Annotated in this window: 14 protein-coding genes and 1 riboswitch; of the genes, 11 read left to right on the top strand and 3 right to left on the bottom strand. The window is 66.2% G+C overall.

Annotated elements, in window-relative coordinates:
• The first annotated feature begins 106 nt into the window (after window positions 1-106).
• On the top strand, window positions 107-2,344 hold the full coding sequence (locus tag AB4Y68_RS01545; protein WP_441453433.1) for a TonB-dependent receptor: 2,238 nt from the start codon (window positions 107-109) through the stop codon (window positions 2,342-2,344).
• Window positions 2,345-2,427: 83 nt separating this feature from the next.
• Here AB4Y68_RS01545 and AB4Y68_RS01540 read toward each other — a convergent pair whose 3' ends face one another.
• Window positions 2,428-2,835: a hypothetical protein gene (locus tag AB4Y68_RS01540; protein ID WP_441453432.1), complete on the bottom strand. Its 408-nt coding sequence runs from the start codon at window positions 2,833-2,835 to the stop codon at window positions 2,428-2,430.
• 175 nt (window positions 2,836-3,010) lie between these two features.
• Between AB4Y68_RS01540 and AB4Y68_RS01535 the strand changes: the two genes are divergently transcribed.
• The 7 genes from AB4Y68_RS01535 to AB4Y68_RS01505 all read left to right on the top strand — a co-directional run bounded on the left by AB4Y68_RS01535 (window position 3,011) and on the right by AB4Y68_RS01505 (window position 14,509).
• A complete protein-coding gene (locus tag AB4Y68_RS01535) occupies window positions 3,011-3,298 on the top strand; it encodes a hypothetical protein (protein ID WP_441453430.1) in 288 nt (95 codons plus the stop codon).
• Window positions 3,299-4,028: 730 nt separating this feature from the next.
• Complete coding sequence (locus tag AB4Y68_RS01530; RefSeq protein WP_441453428.1) at window positions 4,029-4,580, top strand: RNA polymerase sigma factor; 552 nt, start codon at window positions 4,029-4,031, stop codon at window positions 4,578-4,580.
• The gene (locus AB4Y68_RS01525) at window positions 4,577-5,602 is read left to right on the top strand and encodes a FecR family protein (protein ID WP_441453426.1); all 1,026 of its coding nucleotides are present in this window, start codon (window positions 4,577-4,579) and stop codon (window positions 5,600-5,602) included. The genes AB4Y68_RS01530 and AB4Y68_RS01525 overlap by 4 nt, the downstream gene beginning before the upstream one ends.
• Before the next feature lie 127 nt (window positions 5,603-5,729).
• On the top strand, window positions 5,730-8,564 hold the full coding sequence (locus tag AB4Y68_RS01520; RefSeq protein ID WP_441453424.1) for a TonB-dependent receptor: 2,835 nt from the start codon (window positions 5,730-5,732) through the stop codon (window positions 8,562-8,564).
• A 26-nt stretch (window positions 8,565-8,590) separates the two neighbouring features.
• Complete coding sequence (locus AB4Y68_RS01515; protein WP_441453422.1) at window positions 8,591-10,159, top strand: alkaline phosphatase D family protein; 1,569 nt, start codon at window positions 8,591-8,593, stop codon at window positions 10,157-10,159.
• A gap of 71 nt (window positions 10,160-10,230) precedes the next feature.
• Window positions 10,231-12,954: a TonB-dependent receptor gene (locus AB4Y68_RS01510; RefSeq protein ID WP_441453421.1), complete on the top strand. Its 2,724-nt coding sequence runs from the start codon at window positions 10,231-10,233 to the stop codon at window positions 12,952-12,954.
• Window positions 12,955-12,970: 16 nt separating this feature from the next.
• The gene (locus tag AB4Y68_RS01505; RefSeq protein WP_441453420.1) at window positions 12,971-14,509 is read left to right on the top strand and encodes an alkaline phosphatase D family protein; all 1,539 of its coding nucleotides are present in this window, start codon (window positions 12,971-12,973) and stop codon (window positions 14,507-14,509) included.
• Between the two features lie 253 nt (window positions 14,510-14,762).
• Here AB4Y68_RS01505 and AB4Y68_RS01500 read toward each other — a convergent pair whose 3' ends face one another.
• Entirely contained in the window at window positions 14,763-16,730 is a 1,968-nt protein-coding gene (locus AB4Y68_RS01500; protein WP_441453418.1) for a TonB-dependent receptor plug domain-containing protein, read from the bottom strand.
• 136 nt (window positions 16,731-16,866) lie between these two features.
• Window positions 16,867-17,076, bottom strand: a riboswitch (cobalamin riboswitch).
• A gap of 45 nt (window positions 17,077-17,121) precedes the next feature.
• The gene (locus AB4Y68_RS01495; protein WP_441453416.1) at window positions 17,122-17,724 is read right to left on the bottom strand and encodes an NAD(P)H-dependent oxidoreductase; all 603 of its coding nucleotides are present in this window, start codon (window positions 17,722-17,724) and stop codon (window positions 17,122-17,124) included.
• Window positions 17,725-18,042: 318 nt separating this feature from the next.
• Between AB4Y68_RS01495 and AB4Y68_RS01490 the strand changes: the two genes are divergently transcribed.
• From AB4Y68_RS01490 to AB4Y68_RS01480, 3 genes are read left to right on the top strand one after another with little or no spacing between them, the layout of a single operon-like run.
• On the top strand, window positions 18,043-18,699 hold the full coding sequence (locus AB4Y68_RS01490) for an ImuA family protein (RefSeq protein WP_441453414.1): 657 nt from the start codon (window positions 18,043-18,045) through the stop codon (window positions 18,697-18,699).
• Window positions 18,614-20,149 (top strand): Y-family DNA polymerase, encoded by a 1,536-nt coding sequence (locus AB4Y68_RS01485; RefSeq protein WP_441453806.1) that lies wholly within the window; start codon window positions 18,614-18,616, stop codon window positions 20,147-20,149. Before AB4Y68_RS01490 ends, AB4Y68_RS01485 begins: the two co-directional genes overlap by 86 nt.
• On the top strand, window positions 20,146-23,535 hold the full coding sequence (locus tag AB4Y68_RS01480) for an error-prone DNA polymerase (RefSeq protein ID WP_441453412.1): 3,390 nt from the start codon (window positions 20,146-20,148) through the stop codon (window positions 23,533-23,535). Before AB4Y68_RS01485 ends, AB4Y68_RS01480 begins: the two co-directional genes overlap by 4 nt.
• Window position 23,536 lies beyond the last annotated feature (1 nt).

Genomic DNA, 23,536 nt, shown 5'->3' with positions numbered 1-23,536 from the left:
TTCATGCAAGAATGAATGATGTTGACAGCGGGGCCGTTCGCGGACCACCGTCAGGTCAACACAGATCAGCGGCGACCAAACGACCGCGCGTGGAGAGGAAACGAGAATGCGAACGACAGGACAGTTGCGTCTGGCGCTGATGACCAGCGCCTTCATCACGGCCTCGCTCTGCGCGGCTCCGACGCTGGCGCAGCAGGCGACCGCATCCGGCGAACAGGCCTCCAGCGTCGATGACATCGTCGTCACCGCACGCCGTCGTGAAGAGTCGCTGAAGGATGTGCCGGTCGCCGTGTCGGCCATCAGCAGCGAGCGTCTGGAACAGACCGGCGCCGCCGACATCACCAGCCTGCAGCAGCAGACCCCGAACGCGACGGTCCAGGTGGCGCGCGGCACCAACTCGACCCTGACCAGCTTCATTCGCGGCGTCGGCCAGCAGGACCCGCTGTGGGGCTTCGAGCCCGGCGTCGGCCTCTATGTCGACGACGTCTATGTGGCTCGCCCGCAGGGCGCGGTTCTGGATATCTTCGACATCGAGCGGCTGGAAGTCCTGCGCGGACCGCAGGGCACGCTGTATGGCCGCAACACCATCGGCGGCGCGATCAAATACGTCACCAAGCGCCTGAGCCAGGACCCGGAACTGACGCTGAAGGGCGCCTACGGCAGCTACAACCAGATCGACTTGATCGCCTCGGGTTCGGCCCCGGTCACCGACACCCTGCGCGTCGGCGGCGCGGTCGCCCGCTACACCCGCGACGGCTTCGGCACGAACCTGAACACCGGCGCCGAGCACTATAACAAGGATGTCACCGCCGCCCGTCTGAGTGTCGAATGGACGCCGACCGAGGACCTGTTCTTCCGTTTGGCGAGCGATATCACCCAGGACGATTCCAATGCCCGTCACGGCTACCGCCTGAAGGCGCCCAGTCCGGACAGCGTCTATGATACTCGCGCCGGGATCGGCGACGAGGGCGACGTGCGGACGCGCGGCCTGTCCTTCACCGGCGAATGGGCGGCCAACGACACCCTGACCTTCAAGTCGATCACCGCCTGGCGCGACGGCGACACCAAGGGTTCGGGAATCGACTTCGACGGCCTGCCGCAACCGATCCTCGACATCCCCGGCTACTACGCCGACAGCCAGTTCACCCAGGAGTTTCAGGCTCTGTTCGAAGGCGAGCGTTGGCAGGGCGTGGCGGGCGTCTTCTACATGGACGCCTCGGCCGAAGGCGCGTTCGACACCGTCATCGGCCTGTATCCTCTGGTGCCGCCCGGCTTCAAACCCGGCCTGACGACCTTCACCGGCGGCAAGGTGGACACCCAGAGCTTCGCTGTCTTCGCCGACTTCAGCTACGACCTGACCGACCAGCTATCGCTGTCGGTTGGCGGCCGCTGGACTCAGGACAAGAAGAGCGTTCATCAACTGCGTCAGAACTATCTGGGGATCAAGAGCCCCTTCTTCGGCAACAGCTCCGCCATCGCGGCGGGCCCGCCCTCGACCAACTACAGCAACTCGGACACTTATGCCGAGTTCACGCCGCGGGTCAGCGCCAGCTACAAGTTCACGCCTGATCTGACCGGCTACGCCTCCTATGGGCGCGGCTTCAAGTCAGGCGGATTCGACATGCGCGGCGACGCCTCCCTCTATCCCGAGACGATCAACGGCTATCAGCCGGAACTGGTCGACACATATGAGATCGGACTGAAGGGCTCGCTGCTGGACCGCCGGATCAACTTCGCCACGGCGCTGTTCAAGTCGGACTACACCGACCAGCAGATCACCTCGCAGTTCTTCATCCCCCCGGCCTCGGTCGTCAGCTTCGTCGACAACGCCGGGTCCAGCGAGATCTGGGGTTGGGAGCTGGAGGCCAGCGCGCGGGTCACCGACAGCTTTATCCCGCGTCTGACGCTGGGTTACCTGGACGCAAAGTTTAACGACTTCGTCACCTTTAACCCGCTGACCGGCAAGCGCGAAAACCTGGCCGACCAGCGTCATTTCCAGAACACGCCCGACTGGACCGCCAATATCGCGCTGCCCTACAGCGTCGATCTGGGTGATCGCGGCTCGCTGATCTTCACGCCGATGGCCTCGTATCGTGGTGCGACGCAGATGTTCGAGACGCCGATCCCTCTGCTCGATCAGGGCTCTTACTGGCTCTATGACGCCACCCTGATGTGGACGGCGCCGGACGCTCGCTATCGCGTCAGCCTGGCTGGGCGGAATCTGTCGGACGAACGCTATCGCGCTGGCGGTTACAACTTCCCGGGCGCGCTGACGGGAGATTCCGTCATCGGCTTCTATGGCGCGCCGCGCACGGTGACGCTGAGTGTGACGGCGAACTTCTAAGCTGCACTCCAGGTGACTGCCGCCCCTCCCGCAAGAACGCAGGTTCGGGGGGAGGGGACGACAATCGTCTGGTCGAGAAGGATCTAGTCGTCGTCTTCGTCAGACCCATCAACCGCGCTGGCGACCAGGTCGCGCCAGGTCGGATCAGTGTCGTCCACCAGGTCGACATCGTCCATCAGCGCCACTGCCGCGCCGCCGTCGGGCAGGATCAGACCCAGAACCTCCATGGTCTCGCCGTCAGACCCGACGTGCGCTTCCGCCTGCACGGCCACCGCCGCCTGTTCGCCGTCATCCTCCCACCAGATCAGCGGCTGGGGCAGGTCCATGTCGATCGTCTTGGCGTCTTCCGTATCGCCTAGCGCGAAGACCGCCTTGCGGGACTGCACGTCGTCCAGGGTCGCTACCGCGCCGGTAAAGGCCTTCAGCCGCGACCAGTCGTCGACATCGAAGCCGCCGCCGTCTTCCTCGTGGTCGTCACAGTCCTGGCTCATGCGCCGCTCCTCGATGCGAGGGGCGTTCTCTAGCGCCGGCGGCTCCGAAAGTAACGGCCGCTGATCGCAAACCTTGCGAGTGGGGGGGCTAGCCGCAGTGGTTGAAACCTTATTTGAGCGTGAGTTGTTGTCCCGTCATCGGGGCGACGCATCAAGACAAAAAACGGAGCGACCAATGCGCATGCTGTTGAAGGTTCAGATGGAGGTTGAGGCCGCCAATCGTGCGATCAAGGACGGGAGCCTGCCAAAGATAATCCAGGGCTTCACAGAAGCGGCCAAACCCGAAGGGGTCTGGTTCACCGCTCTAGGCGGTAAGCGTACCATGGTCGCCGTGTTCGATCTGGCCTCGTCCGCCCAGATTCCACCGCTGGCTGAACCCTTCTTCACCGGGCTAAACGCTACTTTTGAGCTAAGCCCTGCCATGGATGTGGCCGACCTGCAGGCAGGCCTTTCGAAGCTCTGATCCGAAAGCGACGGATACAGGTTTCATGAATCGCATAAGATATATTATGCGAAGGGAACACCAGTTCGATAGTGTTGCTGTCAAAGTTCCTCATTCCTGAGACTCCGGCCTAAACCGGCCTAAATTGGCTATTTGGTTCCTGATTGATGAGATTCCCGAGCGCGACTTGACGCGTGAAAGGACAATGGCAGGTCTAGCCGCTGCGCGTGCACGAGGCAGAAGGGGCGGGCGTCCCCCTGCCCTATCTCCGAAACAACTGACACAAGCGCGCCATCTGATGCAGCATCGATCAAACAATGGCTGAGATCGCTGCCACCTTGGGCGTATCCCGTAGTACTCTATATCGGTCGCTCCGCTCTACAAGATCATAGAGCCTACGACGGGCTACTGCGCCCTGGACGATGGTTTTGTTTGAAGGCCGTAATCTGGCGCTGAAGCTGGACACGTGCTCGGTGTTCAAATCGTTTTGTGCGACCACCTAGGCGCGGACAAGGTCGTACTGGATCAGTGCGTCTGCCCTGGCAGGCCGCCCAAGCCCCGACGTTCGACTGCCTGATCTTGGCCGCTCACAAATGGTCGCCCTCGCCGCTCTTGATGGTGGCGGAGCAATACTTGCAGCCAGGGGCCTGCGGGAAATGCGCCAACCGGATATGAGGATTTCCAGATCAGCGACGTTCCTGTTCGTAATGGGCGCGTCGTCCGAGTTTGAAGGCCGATTGGAGTGGAAACCTTGGTCGCCATTAAGGAGCCGGACGAGGCGTCGCCTGGCCGGTCCGACCATCACCAGGAACTGGCTGCGCTTGCAAAGCGATCCCGGTCGGCGCTCCTCCGCTATTTCGCGCGTCGAGGCCTGATCCGCGAGGAAGCGGAGGACGCCTTTCAGGAAGTGTTCCTGCGCCTGTCGCGCCATCCCGCCTTCGCGAGTCTGGAGAGCGCCGAGGGATATCTGTTCGAGACGGCAGCCTCTGTCGCGGTCGACCACTTCCGGCGCGCCCGTGCCCGCAGTGCTGATCGGCACGCCCCCTATGACGAAGCGCTGCACGCCCGGCCGGACTTGGCGGCGGACCGGATCGTCGAAGGACGACAGGAACTGGCGCTCGTCATGGCGGCCTTGCGCGAAATGCCCGAGCGCACGCGTCATGTCGTCGTCCTGGCCCGGCTCGAACGGATGCGCCATGCGGAGATCGCCCGGCGTCTGGGCATATCGGTCAGCGCTGTCGAGAAGCATCTCGTCAGGGGGCTTGCCCGCCTAGCCGAACGCATCGGGAGGGCGCACCCATGACGCGCCGCTCTCACATGCAAGGCGCAGAAGCCGCCGCCCAGTGGCTTCTGCTTCAGGAGGCCGGCTCGGGGCCTTCCGACGACCGGCGTCTGGCTGCCTGGCTGGACGAGGACGACGATCACATCCGTGAACTGGCTGCGGTCAGGAACGCCTGTGACGCACTCGACCGGCACGGCGGCGAAGACGAACTGTTGGCCATGCGTCAGGCAGCGCTGGCGGCTCGTGCGGAGCGCCGGCCCTATACCCACGGCTGGGTGCGATTGGCGGCCGGAATCGGCGTTCTGGCCATTGGCGGAGCACTGGCATGGGGAGCCATGACCACCTTCTCGCCTAGCAGGGCGATCTCGTCCGGGAGCATCAGCGCTCAAGCCGTCCGATATGCGACGGCCGTGGGCGAACGCTCGACCGCGACCCTTCCCGACGGCTCCGTCGTCGCCCTGAATACGGCCACTGTGCTTGAAGTGGACTACAGCGACCGTGAACGCGCGGTCCGCCTGTTGGCTGGACAGGCGCAGTTCGATGTGGCGCATGGATCGCCCCTGCCCTTCCGCGTCTACGCCCAGGGACAGGTGATCACCGCCACCGGCACCCTGTTCGATGTTTTCGTAAAGCCCGACGAGGTTCGGGTGGCCCTGATCGAAGGGCGGGTGCTGGTGAAGAACGAACGCCCGCAGGGTCGATCCGCCTCCACGCCGGAGGTTCTGGCGCCAGGAGAGGTCCTTGTGGCGCAGGTCGGCGCACCCGTCAGCGTTCGCCCCGGCGACGTCCGTCAACTCTCGCAATGGCGCGAAGGGTTGGTCGCCTTCAATGACACACCGCTGTCGGAGGCGGTCGCGGAAATCAACCGCTACACGAACCGACCCATCCAGCTGGCCGATCCGGAGGTCGGGCGTCTGCGTGTCAGCGGCTCGTTCCGCGTTGCCGAGCCTGAACGGTTCGCGCACACCATGGCCGAAGTGTTTCTTTTAGATGTAAACAGTTCAGACATCGGACTTGTTTTGTCTTCCAAGACAAAAATGTAGTGAAATCTTCACGTATAAAGAATTGAGGTTTCACCTCTCCTGACCGTTCCTGATCTCGTGTCCGTCCCAAGGTGGGCCGAACAGGGGGTCAAGCGTGAAGATTCTCGGCAGAGTCCGATTCAGAGCCTTGCTGCAAGCGAGCTGCGCCGTCCTGGCCGGCGCGGCTGCGGCGACGCCTGCTTCGGCCCTGGCTGAAGTCGCCCGCCCCGCCGTCATCACCATCGCTCCGCAACCCCTGGGCTCCGCCCTGGTGGAACTGGGACGATTAACCGGACGCGAGATCATCGCGCCTGCCGATCTGGTGCGTCCCTATCGATCACAGGAGGTCAGGGGCACCGCCTCCGTTGAAGCGGGGCTCGCCCTCTTGCTGCGCGGAACTGGTCTGACGTGGCGGATGAATGCGTCCGGCACCTACCTGATCGAGCGCCGAACCGCAGCAGCAGCAGCGCCCCTCCCGTTCGAAGTCTCCGAAGTCGTCGTGACCGGAACCCGCCTTCAGGCGCGTGAGGAAATCGCCAACCGCCGTCAGTCGATCACGGTCGTCGACACCCTCAGCCAGGACGACACAGGCGACCTGGCCGACCAGTCGCTGGCGGAGGCCCTCCGTCGCATCCCCGGCGTCTCGACGCTGTATGATGAGGATGAAGGCTCCCTGGTCACCATTCGCGGCATCCAGCCGGACTGGAACCATGTGACGGTGGACGGCCTGACGCTAGCCTCGGTCGGCACCGGCGGCGGCGGGCGCCGCCAGGTCGATCTGGCGCTGATCCCCAGTTCGTCGTCGCGCAAGTCCGAGGTCTTCAAGACCTTCACCGCCGACCTGGACGCGGCGGCGGTGGGCGGCGTCCTGAACATCGTTCCGCGCAGCGCCTATGATCGAAGGCGCCGCCTCTTCCTGGTCGACGTCTACGCCAACGACTTCACCTACAATGCGGTGCCCGGCGACAACAGTATGGGCGGGTCCAAGGACTCTCCCTGGGGCGGCGGATTCAACTTCACCTATGCGGACCGGTTCGGCGCGAGCGATCAGTTCGGCCTGGTGCTCACCGCCGGCTTTCAGCGCAAGCAGCGCGACCAGACCAATCTCAACGTTCCGCGCCGCGCCTACTATAACGCCGCCGGGCTGGAGACGACGCCCGACAGCCCCGACTGGAACGGCTTTTCCGCCCCCGGTCAGTTCGTCGCCTACAACCTGACCAACGCCATCGAAAACGCCGGCGGCTCGGTTCGCTTCGAGTACCGTCCGACCGATGCCCTCTATGGCGCGCTGACCCTGTTTCAGTACACCCAAGGCGAATCCGAAACCCGCAACACCAACAACTTCTCGGCGCTGGATCGCCCGCTGAACCAGACGGCGGAAACGGGCAACCTGCGCGTCAGGGACTACAGGGTCGCCTACCGCCACCACACCTATGATCGCGCGACGCGCGGTGCCCAGTTCCGCACCAGATGGCGGCCCGATGCCGGGTCCAGCCTGGATTTCGGCATCGGCTATTCACGTTCTTCGTATGAAGACCTGATCCCGGACGTCTCTTACGCCTATGCGCCCAACCTGCGGCTCTACTACACGGGGGGCGCCTATCATCCGAGGTTCACGCTCGACGATCCCGCGAGTTATCGCGACCCGAGCCGGTTCACGCTTCGGGCGGCCAGCCTGGCGCATGAAGACGTCGTAGGCGAATTGACGGACGCTCGGCTGGACTATGCGCGTAACGCAGCGTTCGAGGACCGCGGCTGGGGGTTCAAGGCCGGCGCGAGTTTGCGGCGCTTCGCCCTGCGCCGTGACAACACCTACCTAAACTACTTGAGCGACGGCTCCGCCCTGACGGGACTGGAATACGCACCGGACTTCACGCCTCTCGACTGGCCCTATCCGGTTCTGTGGATGAACGGTCGCCGCTTCTTCGAGATCAAGGTGCCGACCCTAGCCGTCAACTCCGACGTTTCCGCTCGGAACTCCGTCGCCGAAGACTACAAGTATCGCGAGACCATCGGCGCCGGCTACGCCATGGCGACCTTCTCCACCGATCGCCTGAAGCTAGCGGGCGGGGTCCGTTACGATCGTTCCGAGAGCGACGCCTATATTCCGCGCACGGTGAACGGCGTCACCGCCTTCGCCGCCAACGGCAGCGGCTACGATCAACTGCTGCCGTCTGCCAGTCTCGCCTGGCTCCCGCGCGACGATCTGCGCGTCAAGGCCAGCTTCAGCCAGACGATAGGCCGCCCCAACCCTCGCGATCTGGCTCGCCCCGAAACCCGCGACGATCAGGAACTGACGATCACGCGCGGCAATCCGGGCATCCGCCCGCGCCGCGCCGACAACTACGATCTGGCGGTCGAGAAATACTTCAACGGGAGCAGCGGCATGATGGCCCTGACCCTGTTCGACAAGGAGGTGGCCGACGACATCCTCGTGCTGACCACCCAGCAAATGATCGATGGGGTCGCCTATGCGGTCAGGCAGCCGCTGAACGCCGAGCGCTCGTCCGAACGTGGCGTAGAGTTCAGCTTCGTCAACGAACGGATCGCCCTGCCCGGCCCGCTGAAGGACAAGGTCGGCGTCTCGCTTAACGCCACGCGCCTGTGGGGCGAGACGACCTATCCGGTCGACGGCCGGATCGTGACGGCAAACAGGCTTCCGTTTCAATCCGACTGGCTGGCCAATGCGGCCGTCTTCTACGCCTTGCCGCGCGGCGGCGAGGCCCGGATCGCGGTCAACTACCAGAGCGAATATGTCGACGACTTCGGCGCCCAGTCCTGGCTGCGCGAGGGCTGGGCCGACTACCTGACCTGGGACCTGATGATCCGTCATCAGGTCACCGACCGGCTTCTGATCAAGTTCCAGGCGCGCAACATCGGCGACGCCAACCGTATCGGTCTGCTGGGCCGGGATTTCGAGTTCAAGCGACGCGAACTCGAGTTCGGCCGGTCTTTCTACCTCCACCTCATCTGCAAACTCTGATCGCCATGTCCGGCGGGGAGATACCCATGCGTTCCATGCCTCTTGATCGTCGCGACCTGCTGGCCGTCGGCGGAGGTCTTCTCCTGGGGGGCGGCGCGACGCCGTCGCCGCTCTGGGCCCAGGCGCGGCTCGCCGATGATCCCTTCACCCAGGGCGTGGCGTCGGGCGATCCCGCCCCCGACGGCTTCGTCATCTGGACCCGGCTGGCGCCGCGTCCAGCGGAAGAGCACGGCGGCATGCCCATGCGGACCGTCCTGGTTCGCTGGGAAGTGGCCGAAGACGACGCCTTCTCCCGCATCGTCCGCACCGGCGACGCCCCGGCCTATCCCGAGCTGGGCCACAGCGTGCACGTCGAACTGGACGGGCTGAAGCCGAGCCGGCCCTACTGGTATCGTTTCCAGATCGACACGGCCCGAAGCCCCGTCGGCATGGTCCGCACGGCCCCTGCCCTGGACGCCCTGCCTCAACGCCTTCGCATCGGCTTGGCCGGCTGCCAGCAGTACGAAGTCGGCTTCTACGGCGCCTACGGCTATCTGGCGCAGGAGCCGGACCTGGATTTCATCTACCACTACGGCGATTACATCTATGAGGGGCCAGGCGGACGCGGCGGCAAGCTCAGCGGCCGCAACGAGCGGTTCCTGGCGCGACCGCTGACCGGCGACCTTCTCTACAGCCTGGACGACTATCGTCGCCGCTACGCCCAATACAAGACTGACCCCGACCTTCAGGCCGCCCACGCCGCCGCCGCCTTCATCGTCTCCTATGACGACGGCGACGTGGCCAATGACTTCGTCGGCGACCTCGACCCGCGAGGCAGCCCGCCCGAGGTCTTCGCCCTGCGCCGGGCCGCGGCCATGCAGGCCTGGTACGAGAACATGCCCGTTCGCCGCGCCCAGTTCCCCAAGGCCGGCGGGCCGACGGTCTATCGCCGCCTCGAGTTCGGCCAGTTGATGCGGATGCACGTGCTCGACACGCGCGCCTATCGCAGCCACCGTGCCTGCGTTAAGCCGAACGACAAGCTCTGCGGGCCCTCGCCCGACGGCACGGTCAGCATGCTGGGCGGTGCTCAGGAGGCCTGGCTGGACAGCGGCCTGTCCCGGACCCATCGCTGGAACTTCATCGGTCAACAGGTCCTGGTCATGCCGATGAGCGGCGAGGCCGACGGCGAGGGCCTGCTGACCGGATGGAACGCCTATCCCGAGGCGCGCGCTCGTCTGGGGCAGACCATCGCCGAACAGGGCCTGACCAACGTCGTCATCGCCTCGGGCGGCGGTCACCAGCACTTCATAGGCAACGTCCCGCTGGACCCGACGGCGCCCGATCGGAACCCCGTGGCGGCCGAGTTCCACGGCACCTCCATCACCTCCGCCGGCGACGGCGAGCCGCACCGCGCTGAATCCGCAGGGCTGCTGGCCGGGTCCCCCAACCTAGCCTTCATCAACGCCCAGCGCGGCTATCAGGTCTTCGACGTCACGCCGGACGCCTGGAAGACGACCGTCAAGGTCATCGACCGCGTGCAGACGCGAGGCGGCGCCCTGAGCACCGTCGCCGAGTTCCATGTCCGCCCCGACGCCCCTGGCGCGATGAGAGCCTGACGCCCGACCAAGCGGCCGAAGAAGCCGCATCGACCTCCTCCCCAAAACCGGATCATCGAGAGTCCACTGCAATGAACACGACCCCCGTTTGCGGGCGCCGTTCGCGCGCGCATCTGAAAATCACCGCCTCCACGTCCACCCTGGCGCTGTTCGCCGCCATCCTCGGCGCGTCGGGCGCCCATGCTCAAGCCGCCGCCGACGGACCGATCAGCACCACGGAGGTCGATGCCATCGAGGTCGTCGGCTTCCGTCAGTCGCTGAACCAGAGCAGCGCCGACAAGCGGCGCGCCGATCAGGTCGTCGATGTCATCACCGCCGAAGAGTTCGGCAAGTTCCCGGATCAGAACATCGCGGAGGCCATCCAGCGCATCCCCGGCATCTCGATGGAGCGGACCGACGGCGAGGGCGATCGGATCACCATCCGCGGGCTTGAGCCCGATCTGACGCGCGTGGAGATCAACGGCCGCTCCACCCTGGTGATGGGCAATGTCGAGTCTCCCGTCATGGGCTCGTCCCTGGCGATCTTTGGTTCCGACCAGTTCTCCAAGATCGAGGTGGTGAAGACCGCCCAGGCCAAGGACAACGAAGGCGGCGTGGGCGGCATCGTGCGGCTGATCACCGCCAAACCGTTCGACATCGACGGCTTCGCCGCGCGCTTCTCGGCGCAGGGGCGCTACAACGCCTACAGCGGCGAGACCGATCCGGTCATCAGCATCATGGCGTCCAACCGCTTCCTGAACGACACGCTCGGCCTGCTGGTGGCGGCCTCCTATGACGACCGCACCCGCCGCAGCGACCAGACCCGCAGCATCGATGGCTGGCTGCCGGCTCCGACCAGCCAGACCGGCCGTCCTGCGGCCCTGTCGCTCCGCGGCCAGACCTACGCCACCCAATTCGACCAGCAATTCCGCTTCGGCAGCCTGCCGCGCACCAACCTCGACCTGACGGCGCAGTATCGCCCCATCACCGCGTTCGAACTCTACCTGAACGCCAACTACGCCCATGAACAGCGACAGGAGAGCATCAGCCGGGTCGCGATCAACACCGCGCGCAATCGCCCCTTCATCGAAGGGCATGCGAACGAGGCCGGCACGATCGACTACGTCCTGGTCGACCAGGGCCAGTTCACCTTCCAGAACCGAGGCCTCAATCGCGAGACCGACTCCTATGGTCTGACGATCAAGCCGAAGTGGGAAAACGACAACTGGATCGTTTCGGGGCGCCTCGACTACAGCCTCGGCCAGCAGATCGGCTATGACCGCCGCATCCGCAGCCGCATGAATCGTAACATCGGTTACGATCTGCGCTCCGATCCGAAGTCGCCTGTCCTGATCGTTCCGGGTCTGGACCTGACCAATCTGTCGGCCTTCAAGATCGACAAAAACCTGAACGAATACGGCAAGGCGCGCTCTTCGGAGTTCGCCTATCAGGGCGACGTCACGCGCAAGCTAAACGGCTTCTTCACCGAAGTGCGGGCCGGCTTCAAAATCAGGGACAACCGCGTCAGCGCGGCTCAGGGGCCGGCCGAGGGGCCGACGAACTTCACCTTCGCCGACGCCGTCAGCCCGTTCCCGCTGAACGACTTCTTCAAGGGACACGGCAGCGCAGACTTCCTGCGCATCTGGCCCTACGTCGATGCCCAGTCGTTCGTGGACAAGTACGGCCCCAACGAAGCCGACGCCAGGGCCGCCATCGACCCGGCGCTGGCCTATGAAGTGCGCTACGACGTGATCGCGGCCTACGCCCAGACCTCGTTCGAAGGCCAGATGCCGTGGGCCGACGTGCGGGGCAACGCCGGCGTCCGGGTGGTGCAAACGGATCATTCGGGCAGCGGCTGGGAGAATTTCCTCATCAACGGCAAGAAGAGCGTTCGCGCCGTCGAAAGCTCAAACTCCTTCAGCAATGTCCTGCCGAACATCAATGTGGCCTTCGAGCCGACGGCGGTGGACGGCCTGATCGTGCGTCTGGGCGCCGGGCGGGTGATGACCCATCCGCGCTTCACGCAGATCAACCCCACGGCGACGATTTCGGAAGATGACCTGACCCTGGTGCGGGGCAACCCGGACCTGAAACCGTTTGAAGCCAACTACTATGACGCCGGCTTGGAGTATTACTTCGGCAACGGAAACCTGGTCTCGGTGGCGTTCTTCCACAAGGACATCGACAACTTCGTCGAGCCCGTCAGCTACGTCGAGGCCTACCTCTTCCCCGGCGCGACCACGCCGGAAGACGTGCGGACCACCACCTATAGCAACGGCGGCGAGGGCAAGGTCAGCGGCGTCGAGTTCAGCCTGCAGATGCCGTTCACCTTCCTGCCCGCGCCGCTCGACGGCTTCGGCGGCATCTTCAACTACACCCGGCTGGACTCCTCGCGCGCGCTGGCGACAGGCCAGGACGTCGAGATCCCCGGCAACTCGCCGCATACGGCGAACGCCACGCTCTATTACGAGAAGGGCGGCTTCTCGGCGCGGGTGGCCTACAACTACCGCGACACCTTCCTAAAGGAGCAGTTCGGCCCCGCCAACAACCCGGTCTATGTCGAAGGCCAGGGGCGGATCGACCTGTCGGCGGGCTACCGGCTCGAGAACGGCCTGAGCCTGACCGCCACAGTCGCCATCTCACCAAAGAGAACCGCTACGAATACTCGGGCCAGCCGGACCGGGTCATGCTGTACCAACTCGAGGACCGGACGATCACCGTCGGCCTCGGCTACACCTTCTGATGCGGTGAACGCGGCGGCGGCGGGCCCGGCCGCCGCCGCCCTTCCCCCATATTCACGCCACCGGGCCGCCTGACATCCAGGACCATGACATGCTGATCACCGACCGCCGACAACTGCTTCACGGCGCCTCCCTTCTGGCCGGAGCCTCCCTGCTGCCCATCGATCGCGCCTTCGCCGCGCCGCTACGGTTCGGGACCTCGCCCTTCACCCTGGGCGTCGCCTCGGGCGATCCGGACCCGACCAGCGTCGTCCTGTGGACTCGCTTGGCCCCCGATCCGATGGCCATCGACTTCGGCATGCCCCAGGTCCCGGCGACGGTGCGCTGGGAAATGGCCGAGGATGAGGAGTTCCGTCGCATGGTGCAGACGGGCGTGTCGGAGGCTCACCCTGACGCTGCGCATTCGGTGCATGTCGTGGTCGAGGGCCTGGAGCCCGATCGACCCTACTTCTACCGGTTCCATGCGGGGGACGCCTCCAGCCCGGTCGGTCGCACCCGCACCACACCGGCGCGCGACGCCCAGCCCCAGGCCCTGCGCTACATCTTCGCCGCCTGTCAGCGCTACGAGAACGGCTACTACGCCGCCTGGCGCCATGCGGCGGCCGACAACCCCGACCTGATCCTCTTCCTGGGGGACTACATCTATGAGGCCGGGCCCCGCGAGGGACTGCCGCGTCGCCACCCCGACGAGGCGGCCGCCGACCTCGCCTCGTATCGGCGCCGCTACGGCCTCTACAAGATGGACGCCGATCTGCAGGCGGCCCATGCCGCCGCGCCCTGGATGGTGATCTGGGACGACCACGAGGTGGTCAACAACTACAAGGCCGAGCGCTCGCCTTCGATGGAGGATCGCGAGGCGTTCAGGCTCCGACGCGCGGCCGCCTTCCGGGTCTGGTACGAGCATATGCCGGTGCGCATGACGCCGAGCGGCGCCGACATGAAGATCTATCGCGCCCTCGACTGGGGCCGGCTGGCCCGGTTCCACATGCTCGACGCCCGCCAGTACGCCACCTGGACCGACTGGCCCCGGAAGGAAGGCGAGCAAGCCCATATTCTGGACAGCGAGCTGAGACGCGATCACCGCCGCAGTCTTCTCGGCGCTGAACAGGAAGCGTGGCTCCAACAAAGCCTTACGCAAAGCCCCGCGACGTGGAACGTCCTGGCCCAGCAGTTCGCCATGGCCGAGTTACGGCGGCCCGATGAGCAGACGGGCGTCATGGGCTATGGCAATGACGGTTGGGACGGCTTCCCCGCCACGCGCCAGCGCGTCGTCGAAATGCTGAGCCAGGCATCCAATCCCATGGTCGTCGGCGGCGACATGCACAGCTTCGCGGCGTCAAACTTGCGGCAGACGCCCGACGGCCCCGTCGTCGCTCCCGCCTTTGTCGCCGGCGCCATCAGTTCGCCCAGCGCCGGCGGCTATCCCAAGATGCAGCGCCTGATGGCCGACAATCCGGACTTCTACTACGCCGACAATCGCGTGAACGGCTACAGCCGCGCCGACGTGACCTCAGAGGAAACGATCATCACCATGCGCGGTGTCGATGACGTCAGCCGCGCTGCGTCCGGCGCCCACGACCTCGCCCGCTTTGTTCTGGAGGATGGAAAGCCCGGCGCGACGATGGCGTGACCCTTGCGGCCACGCCCCCCCCGACCAGCGGTCACCATCGACTTTTGCAGAACGAAGACATACCGCCCTCAGGTCATGGATTCCGAGAAATCGGGAACCGGTAGCTCTCAAAAATCCAATCACTTAGAGTCCAGGGATCTAGGAGCGCTCACATCATGGATCCGATATAGATGACGGCCCGCCCGATCGGACCTTCGGCGACGCCTTGGGTGGACCGGGCGGGCTGAAGCCCTGGGATCAAAAGGCCTTGGGATCAGAAGCGGACGCGCACGCCGCCGAACACGCCCTGACCGGCAGTTCCGTAGTTCTGGACCGTTTGATAGGTCTCGTCGAAAGCGTTCTCGATCCGACCGTACAGTTCCAGATTATCGTTGATGGGATAGGAGGCCCGGACGTCCACCAAGGTGTAGGCGTCCAGAACCGAGGTGTTGGCTTCATTGCTGAACGCCTCGCCGACATAGCGGACCGATACGCCCGTTTTCAGGCCGAACGGCCAGGCATAGTCCGCCGCCAGATTGCCCATGTGCTCGGGCCGGCGCGTCAACTGCTTGCCGTCGTTGACGCCCGAGGCGTTCTGGGCGTCGGTCCAGGTGTAGTTGCCGCTGAGGTTCAGACGCTTGGTCACGTCGATGCGGCCGACCAGTTCTACGCCCTGCGCCTTGGTTTTCTGGACGTTCTTGTAGTAGCCCCAGCGGCCCACGCCGTTGACGGTGCACAGCGGATCGGTCGTGCCGAAGTCGCAGCCGTTGTAACGGATCTCGTTGTCGGCCTGACGGTTAAAATAGGTCGCCGAAACCACGGCGCGGTTGAACAGGCGCTGCTCGACGCCGACTTCCCAGCTGTTGAACTCTTCCGGTTGAAGCGTCAGATTGCCGTACTCGCTGTAGAGTTCATACAGGCCCGGCGCCCGGAAGCCCTGGCCCCAGCTGGCGCGGATGACGGTGTCGCCTTCGTTCAGCGCCCAGGCCGCCGCGACCTGACCCAGCACCTGATCGCCGTACTGCTGATGGTCGTCGTAGCGCAGACCCCCGGTCAGGGTCAGACCGTTCAGCCCCCGTCCCATCAAGGTCCACTGCGCCTGACCATAGACGCTGTCGATGCCGGCCTCGCCCTTGCCGAAGGCGGGGTTCAGATCCCAGGCCGACGGCGAGCGGGTCTTCATCTCGGCGCGCTCGCTCTCGATGCCAAAGGTCGTGTTCAGCGTCTCGGTGACGGCGAACGTGCCCTGATATTCCCAGCGGCGGTTCTGGCCCTTGGCGTCGAAGGTCAGCGGCTGGACCAGGGTGTCGGGGTTGTAGTTCTGACGGTCGGTGTCGGTCCAGGCGTAGCCGATCCGGTTGCGCAAGCGCCCGGCCAGCAGGTCGAAGTTCAGACCGGCGTAGGCGACCAGTTCGCGGGTGTTGCCATAGTCGCGGCTGTCGCCGTTCCAGGCGTCGAAATCGGCCCGTCCGTCCGACCAGACCGAGCGCAGGTCCAGCGACACCGCGTCCGTCAGCTTGAGGTTCAGACGCCCCGACAGGCCCGTGTTGGCGTAGCCGTCGTCCTCGGTCCCGGTCGCATAGGCCGAGAAGCCGTCGGTCGAATAGCGGCTGGCCGCCAGACGCCAGCTGAGGCGATCACCAGCCCCGCCGATCCCGCCCCGGAAATAGGTCGTGCCGCGCGCGCCAGCTTCGGCGTCGAGCGAGCCTTGCAGGGCTTCGGTCGGCTCGGCGGTGACGATGTTGACCACGCCGCCGATGGCCTGGCTGCCCCACAGGGTCGACTGGGCGCCGCGCAGGACTTCGATCCGGGTCGTGTCGCCGACCAGCAGATTGCCGAAGTTATAGCCGCCCTGGGTCGAGGACGGGTCGTTCAGCTTGACCCCATCGATCAGGACGACGGTGTGATGGCCCTCGGCACCGCGGATGTTCAGGCTGCTGGCGGCGCCGATCCCGCCGTTGCGCGTGTAGCTGACACCCGGCGTCTGGGCCAGAAGCTCGGCCACGGCGGGGTTCTGGCGCGCCTCAATGGCGGCTTGGGTCAGGACGGTAACCGAGGCGCCGACGCGCTGGGCCGGCTGGGCCGAGCGGTTGGCGGTGACGATGACGTCGGCGACCTGACTGGCGGCGGCGCGACCGGCCACGTCAGGGGCGGCAGCCTTCTGATCGACCTCATCGGCGACGGCGGGGAATGCGGCCAGCAGGCTGGCGGCGGCGAGAGAGGCGTAGGCGATCCGGTTCATCCGGGGCTCCATTGACGACGCCGCCCCACGCCTCTCCCAAGCGTCGATCGGACGCGCGGAAGGGGCCGCGGACGCGGCAGGTTTCCACTTGTCGTCACACGAGTCACCTCGACCGCTCGGCACATCCCGACCGCGCGGAGAACGACGGCGACAGGCAGGTCTCCTGGCTCACGGATCAAGGCCGGTGCACGTCGCCTTCCCAGAGGTCTTTCGGGCTTGAGGCCGTCCAGATCGCCAGTGGCTAATGACGCGCGGGCTAGCCGCTTACAGTTGCGGGAACAGCCGGAGCATCAAACTCCGTTCCCTTTTGATCCCCTTGCGGGGAACCTGACGCGACCGTGGCAGTAGGGCCGCGCGCCGGTCAGGTCAACTGGAGAGCCCCCTGCCGCGCTCAAGACTGGAAGGTCCGCATGATCCGCCGCGCCTGTTCCGCTACGCTCGCGGCGTGACGTTCGACAGCGTCTTCCCGCACGCCGCTGTGGACGCCGCCGATATTGTAGTGACCGATCACTTCCAGCCCGGTCACGGCGGCGAAATGGTCGTCGAAATGCTTGCGCATGGCGTCCCAGGCGCCCGAGCGTTCGACCCAGTGCTGCGGGGCGCCTGAACTGGAGAAGCTGGCCAGCTTTCGTCCGCCCAGCAGCGGTCGGTTTCCGTCGCGTCCGAAAGACGAATAGCCGAACCCCATGCCGAACACCCTTTCGACATAGCCCTTGAGCATCGCCGGCGGCGCGTTGAACCAAAGCGGATAGAAGAAGACGAACACATCCGCGTCGCCGATGGCCGAACGCTCGCTGACCACGTCGGCGCGCGGCGCGAATCCGTCGTGATCCGGCATCTCGCCGGGATGCAGCAAGGGATCGAAATCCATCCTGTAGAGATCGCGAAGATCGACTTCGGCACCCTCCTCCCGGGCGGCCGCGCCATAGGCTTCGGCCATGGCCATGGTGAAGCTGTGAACGCGGGGATGGACGACAATCAGCACCTGTTTCATCGCAACCTCTTCAGAGCGAGGATCAGCGTCCGGCTGTGGTCGGCCGCCGCCGCACGTCTTCAGCACTGCCAACAAACGCGCGAGCCGTTTCGTTGCGCGCCGCGTCGCCGGGCGACAGTGCGATTTGTTTTCGGCCGCGCTTGACACCAGAAGGGCTTGTGGCGGCATATAGAACAAATGAAGAACATCAGTTCACGCGATGGTCGTCTGATCGCTCTCAAGGGGCGGTTGCAGACGCTCGACAAATTCTCCGGCCGTAGGCCACGCATGCCCCTCGGCGCTTCTGAGGCATTTCCTGTCGAAGTTGCGCCTCAAGCCTTGCACGACCTTTATGCCGCTACGCCGGCTGACGCCGTGGCGGTCAATGCTTTCGGACTGGGGCTGGCGCTGAAGGCGGCGGCGGGGCGGCCGATCGTCTGGGGGCTGCACGAGATGATGGGACAGGAATCCGGGCGACCGCACGGGCCGGGACTGCACGAGATGGGATTGTCGCCAGGCGATCTTCTGCTGGTGCGGGCGCGCGACGTCCAGACCCTGTTGGCCGTGGGCGAAGAGGCCCTGCGCAGTCCCGCCGTCGGAGCCGTGCTGCTGAGCGCATGGGGCGAGGCCAAGGCCTTCAGCCTGACGGCTAGTCGACGGTTGGCGCTGGCGGCGGAAACCGGCGGCGCGACCCTGTTCCTGGCGCGGGCGGGGGCCGCCCCCTGCCCCAGTGCGGCTGAGACCCGCTGGTCGATCACATCTTGCGCCTCGGAACCTCTGGAAGGCGGGGCGCCGGGCCGACCGTCTTTTTCCGCGACCCTGCTGCGGCGGCGCGGCGGCGGGGCGACCGGAACCTGGATCATGGAGTGGGATCGTGAGCAGCGATCATTCCGCCCGCCGACGCCGCTATCTGGCGGTCTGGTTCCCCTGGCTGCCCAGCGACCGGCTGTGGCGTCAGGAAAGGGGTCAGAAGCAGGACGCCGTCACGCCGCCTGAGGACGCGCCGCCTGTCGTTCTGGTCGAGAAGATCAAGGGCGCGCTGCGCCTGGCGGCCGTCGATCCGGCGGCGGCGCGGGCGGGACTGACGCCCGGCCTGACCCTGGCCGACGCGCGGGCGCGGACGCCAACCTTACGCACCGTCGCCCACCGGCCCGACGTCGACGCCGCCTTGCTGGCGCGCGTGCTTGAGGATTTCGGCCGCTTCACCCCGATGATCGCTCTGGACCCGCCCCATGGCCTGATGCTGGACGTGACCGGCTGCGCCCACCTGTTCGGCGGCGAGGCGGGACTGATGAGGACGGCGCAGGCCCGGGCGAACCGCATCGGCCTGCAGGTCCGCAGCGCCCTGTCTGGAACGCCCCAGAACGCGCGAGCGCTGGCGCGTTTCGGCCCTGGTGGGATCTTCGCGGAAGGCGAGGATCGCGCCGCCGCGCGCCGTCTGCCGGTCGCCGCCCTGGAACTGTCTGACAAAGAGGAACAGGCCCTGCGTCGCGCCGGGCTGAAACGTCTGGCCGATCTGGACGACCGGCCCTGCGCGCCCCTGGCCGCCCGCTTCGGCGCCGACTTTCCCGCCCGGCTGGCGCGCATTCTGGGCGACGAGGACGTGCGCATCACCCCGCATCGCCCGCCCGCCCCCGTGGTCGTCGACCGCGTCTTCTTCGAGCCGGTCTCGGCCCCCGAGGACATCGAGCGCGTCCTGTCCGACCTGCTGGTCGAGACCATGGACCGGCTGGATCTGGCCGGTCAGGGCGGGCGCGCCTTCGAGGCCGGCTTCTATCGCGTGGACGGCGAAGTGCGCCGCATCGTCGTCCGCACCGGCCGCCCGACGCGCGACGCGCCCGCGACCTTGCGGCTGTTTCGCGAGCGGATGGCGGCCCTGTCCAACCCGCTGGACCCCGGCTTCGGCTTCGACCAGATGCGGATGTCGGTCCCCTGGACCCAGACCCTGACGCCGACCCAGCAGGGGCTGGAACGCGAGACGCCCGGCGAGGAGGCCTTCAGCCGCCTGATCGACCGGCTGACGGCCCGTCTGGGACCGGAGGCGGTGCTGCGTTTCGAGCCCTTCGCCTCGCATATCCCTGAGCGCGCGGCGCGGCTGGTCCCCGCGTCGGCGCGACCAGGCGGCGAGACCTGGCCCGACCTCGATCCCGACGATCCGCCCTTACGTCCGCTACAGATGTTCGATCCGCCCCAGCCGGTCGAGGCTCTGGCCGAAGTGCCCGACGGCTCGCCCCTGCGCTTCCGCTGGCGCCGGGTCCTGCATGAAGTCGTGCGCGCCGAGGGGCCGGAACGGATCGGCGGCGAATGGTGGCGGGCGCCGGATCAGCGCACCCGCGACTACTACCGGATCGAGGATCAGGACGGTCGCCGCTTCTGGCTGTTCCGTCAGGGCCTCTATGGCGAGACGTCCGAACCGCGCTGGTTCATCCACGGCCTGTTCGCATGAGCGGCCTGCCTCCCATGGGCGACTACGCCGAGTTGGCCGCGACCAGCAACTTCTCCTTCCTGCGCGGCGCCTCCCACCCCAAGGACTTGGTGCTGACGGGACTCCTGCGCGGCCACGCGGGTCTGGGGCTGGCCGATCGCAACACGGTGGCGGGCGTGGTCCGGGCGTGGAGCGCGCTAAGGGAACTGCGGGCTGTGGGTCTGAACCCGCCGGAGAAGGCGCGCGAGGGCAGCGGTCCCGGCGAGTTCGCCTTCATGGACGATCCGCTGAACGACTTGGCCGTTTCGGAAGAAGTGAAGCGCCGCGCGGCGGACTTCCGCCTGCTGACCGGCGCGCGACTGGTCTTCAACGACGGCACGCCTGACATCATCGCCTATCCCGAAACGCGCGCGGGCTGGGGCCGGCTGACCCGGCTGCTGACCCTGGGCAATCGCCGGGCGAAGAAGGGCGAGTGCGAGATCGGCCTGAGCGACCTGCTGGCTGATCCTGAAGGTCTGCTGCTGATCGTCGTTCCGCCCGATCAGTTGGCTGGATTAGAGACTGTGCTGGCGCGCGGGGCCAAGGCCGCGCCCGGCGCGGTCTGGTTGGCCGCCGCCATGTTGAGACGCGGCGATGATCGTCGGCGGCTGGCTCGGCTGAAGATGCTGGCGGCGAACACGAACACGCCGCTGCTGGCCGTCAACGACGTCCTCTATCATTCCCCGTCAGAGCGCGACCTGCAGGATGTCCTGACCTGTATCCGCGAGGGCGTAACCATCGAGAGCGCCGGCCGCCGTCTGCAGACCAACGCCGAACGCTGGCTGAAATCCCCCGACGAAATGGCCCGCCTGTTCCGCGACGCGCCCGAGGCGATAGCAGAGACGACCGCCTTCCTGTCGCGCGTCGATTTCGACCTGAAGGACCTGAAGTACGAATACCCTGAAGAACCCATTCCGCCCGGCTGGACGCCGCAGGGCTGGCTGAAAGAACTGGTCCGCCGCCGCACGCCGATCCGCTACGAGGACGGCGCGCCGCCCAAGGTCCAAGCCCTGCTTGACAAGGAACTGGCCTTCATCGCCGAGCGCAACCTGGCGCCCTACTTCCTGACCATCCACGACATCGTCCGCACCGCCGAGAACAAGGGCATCCTGTGTCAGGGGCGGGGTTCCGCCGCTAACTCCGCCGTCTGCTACGTGCTGGGCATCACCAGCGTCGACCCGGCCTGCCACGACCTGTTGTTCGAACGCTTCCTGTCGTCCAACCGCGACGAGCCGCCCGACATCGACGTCGATTTCGAGCACGAGCGGCGCGAGGAGATCATCCAGTACATCTATGATCGCTATGGCCGTCAGCGCGCCGGCATCGCCGCCACCGTCATCCGCTATCGTCCCAAGAGCGCCATTCGCGAGGTCGGCAAGGTTCTGGGCCTGACCGAGGACGTCACCGCCCGCCTGGCCTCCAGCCAGTGGGGCAGTTGGGGCGACGAGATCAGCGACGGCCACGTGGCCCAAGCCGGGCTGGACACGACCAATCCGATGATCCGCCGCGCCGTCGGCATGGCGATGCGCCTGCTCAGCTTCCCCCGCCACCTGTCCCAGCACGTCGGCGGCTTCGTCCTGACCCAGGGGCGGCTGGACGAGACGGTCCCCATCGGCAACGCGGCCATGGCCAATCGCACCTTCATCGAATGGGACAAGGACGACATCGACGAACTCGGCCTGATGAAGGTCGATGTCCTGGCGCTGGGCATGCTGACCTGCATCCGAAAGGCGTTCGACCTGCTCAAGACCCATGAAGGCGTCGAACATGACCTCGCCTCCGTCCCGGCGGAACGGCCCGAGGTCTACGACATGCTGTGCCGGGGTCACTCCATCGGTGTCTTTCAGGTCGAGAGCCGCGCCCAGATCAACATGCTGCCGCGCCTGAAGCCCCGGAAATTCTACGACCTAGTCATCCAGGTCGCCATCGTCCGGCCCGGCCCGATCCAGGGCGACATGGTCCATCCCTATCTGCGACGACGCAACGGGATCGAGGCGGTTCATTACCCCCCGCCCTCGCCCGACCACGGCCCGCCCGACGAGCTGAGGCAGGTGCTGCACCGGACCCTCGGCGTCCCCCTGTTTCAGGAACAGGCGATGAAGGTCGCCATGGTCGCCGCCAAGTTCACCGACGCCGAGGCCAACGGACTGCGAAAGGCCATGGGCACATTCCGCGGCGACGGGACCCTGCACACCTATGAAGACCGGATGGTCGGCATGATGATCGCGCGCGGCTACGACCCCGACTTCGCCCAGCGCTGCTTCGAACAGATCAAGGGCTTCGGCTCCTATGGCTTCCCGGAAAGCCACGCGGCTAGCTTCGCCCGGCTGGTCTACGTTTCGTCGTGGATCAAATGCTTCCACCCGGCGGCCTTCGCCTGCGCACTGTTGAACAGCCAGCCTATGGGCTTCTACGCCCCGGCCCAGATCGTGCGCGAGGCGCAGGACATCGGCCGCGTCGAGGTGCGGCCCATCGACGTCTCGCACAGCGATTGGGACAACAGCCTGGAGCCGACGTCGTGCGAACCGGCTCTGCGCCTGGGCCTGCGCCAAATCGACGGCTTCAAGAAGGACTGGGCCGACAGCCTGTCGGCAGCGCGGGCGGAGCAGCCCTTCGCCGACATCGAGACCCTGGCCCGGCGCGCTGAACTGCCCGGTGCAGCGATGCGCAAGCTGGCCGACGCCGACGCCTTCCGTTCGCTGGGCCAGGACCGACGCGAGGCACTGTGGGCGGTGCGGCGCCTGCCCGACGATGATCCCCTGCCCCTGTTCGCCGCCGCCGAGGCGCGCGAGCGCGGCGCCCGCGAGTTGGGCTCCGAGCCGGACGCACAACTCCCCTTGATGCCGCTGGGCGAGCACGTCGCCGCCGACTACCAGACCGTGCGTCTGTCGCTGAAGGCCCACCCGATGAGCATTCTTCGCCCCGTCTTCGCCGCCGACCGGGTGCTGACCTGCGCCGAAACCGAGGCCAAACGCGGCGGCTCGGTTGTGCGGGTCGCGGGGGTAGTTTTGGTGCGTCAGCGGCCGGGCAAGGGCAACGCGGTCTTCATCACCCTGGAGGATGAGACCGGCATCACCAACATCGTCCTGTGGGCGCGGATGCTGGAACAGTTTCGCCGCGAGGTCATGGCCGCCCGGCTGATGCAGGTCGAAGGCGTGGTCGAGAAAAGCCCCGAAGGCGTCGTCCACGTCGTCGCCCGCCGCGTCGTCGATCGCACCGCCGACTTGGCTCGCCTGTCAGAGGACCATGTCGCCGACGTCCAGTTGGCCCGCGTCGACATCGTCGCCCACCCGCAGCCGCCGCGTCAGCCGCCCCATCGTCATCCGCGCGACGTGCGCATCCTGCCCAGTTCGCGGGATTTCCACTGAT

The sequence above is a fragment of the Brevundimonas sp. 2YAF1 genome, assembly GCF_052114745.1.
GTDB lineage: Bacteria > Pseudomonadota > Alphaproteobacteria > Caulobacterales > Caulobacteraceae > Brevundimonas.
This window is presented reverse-complemented; position numbering and strand designations above follow the sequence as displayed.

What these genes read in the sequence shown, in the direction of transcription:
- AB4Y68_RS01545 (WP_441453433.1), top strand. Translation starts at nt 107, where the DNA reads ATGCGAACGACAGGACAGTTGCGTCTGGCGCTGATGACCAGCGCCTTC.
- AB4Y68_RS01540 (WP_441453432.1), bottom strand. Translation starts at nt 2,835, where the DNA reads ATGAGCCAGGACTGTGACGACCACGAGGAAGACGGCGGCGGCTTCGAT.
- AB4Y68_RS01535 (WP_441453430.1), top strand. Translation starts at nt 3,011, where the DNA reads ATGCGCATGCTGTTGAAGGTTCAGATGGAGGTTGAGGCCGCCAATCGT.
- AB4Y68_RS01525 (WP_441453426.1), top strand. Translation starts at nt 4,577, where the DNA reads ATGACGCGCCGCTCTCACATGCAAGGCGCAGAAGCCGCCGCCCAGTGG.
- AB4Y68_RS01515 (WP_441453422.1), top strand. Translation starts at nt 8,591, where the DNA reads ATGCGTTCCATGCCTCTTGATCGTCGCGACCTGCTGGCCGTCGGCGGA.
- AB4Y68_RS01510 (WP_441453421.1), top strand. Translation starts at nt 10,231, where the DNA reads ATGAACACGACCCCCGTTTGCGGGCGCCGTTCGCGCGCGCATCTGAAA.
- AB4Y68_RS01505 (WP_441453420.1), top strand. Translation starts at nt 12,971, where the DNA reads ATGCTGATCACCGACCGCCGACAACTGCTTCACGGCGCCTCCCTTCTG.
- AB4Y68_RS01500 (WP_441453418.1), bottom strand. Translation starts at nt 16,730, where the DNA reads ATGAACCGGATCGCCTACGCCTCTCTCGCCGCCGCCAGCCTGCTGGCC.
- AB4Y68_RS01495 (WP_441453416.1), bottom strand. Translation starts at nt 17,724, where the DNA reads ATGAAACAGGTGCTGATTGTCGTCCATCCCCGCGTTCACAGCTTCACC.
- AB4Y68_RS01480 (WP_441453412.1), top strand. Translation starts at nt 20,146, where the DNA reads ATGAGCGGCCTGCCTCCCATGGGCGACTACGCCGAGTTGGCCGCGACC.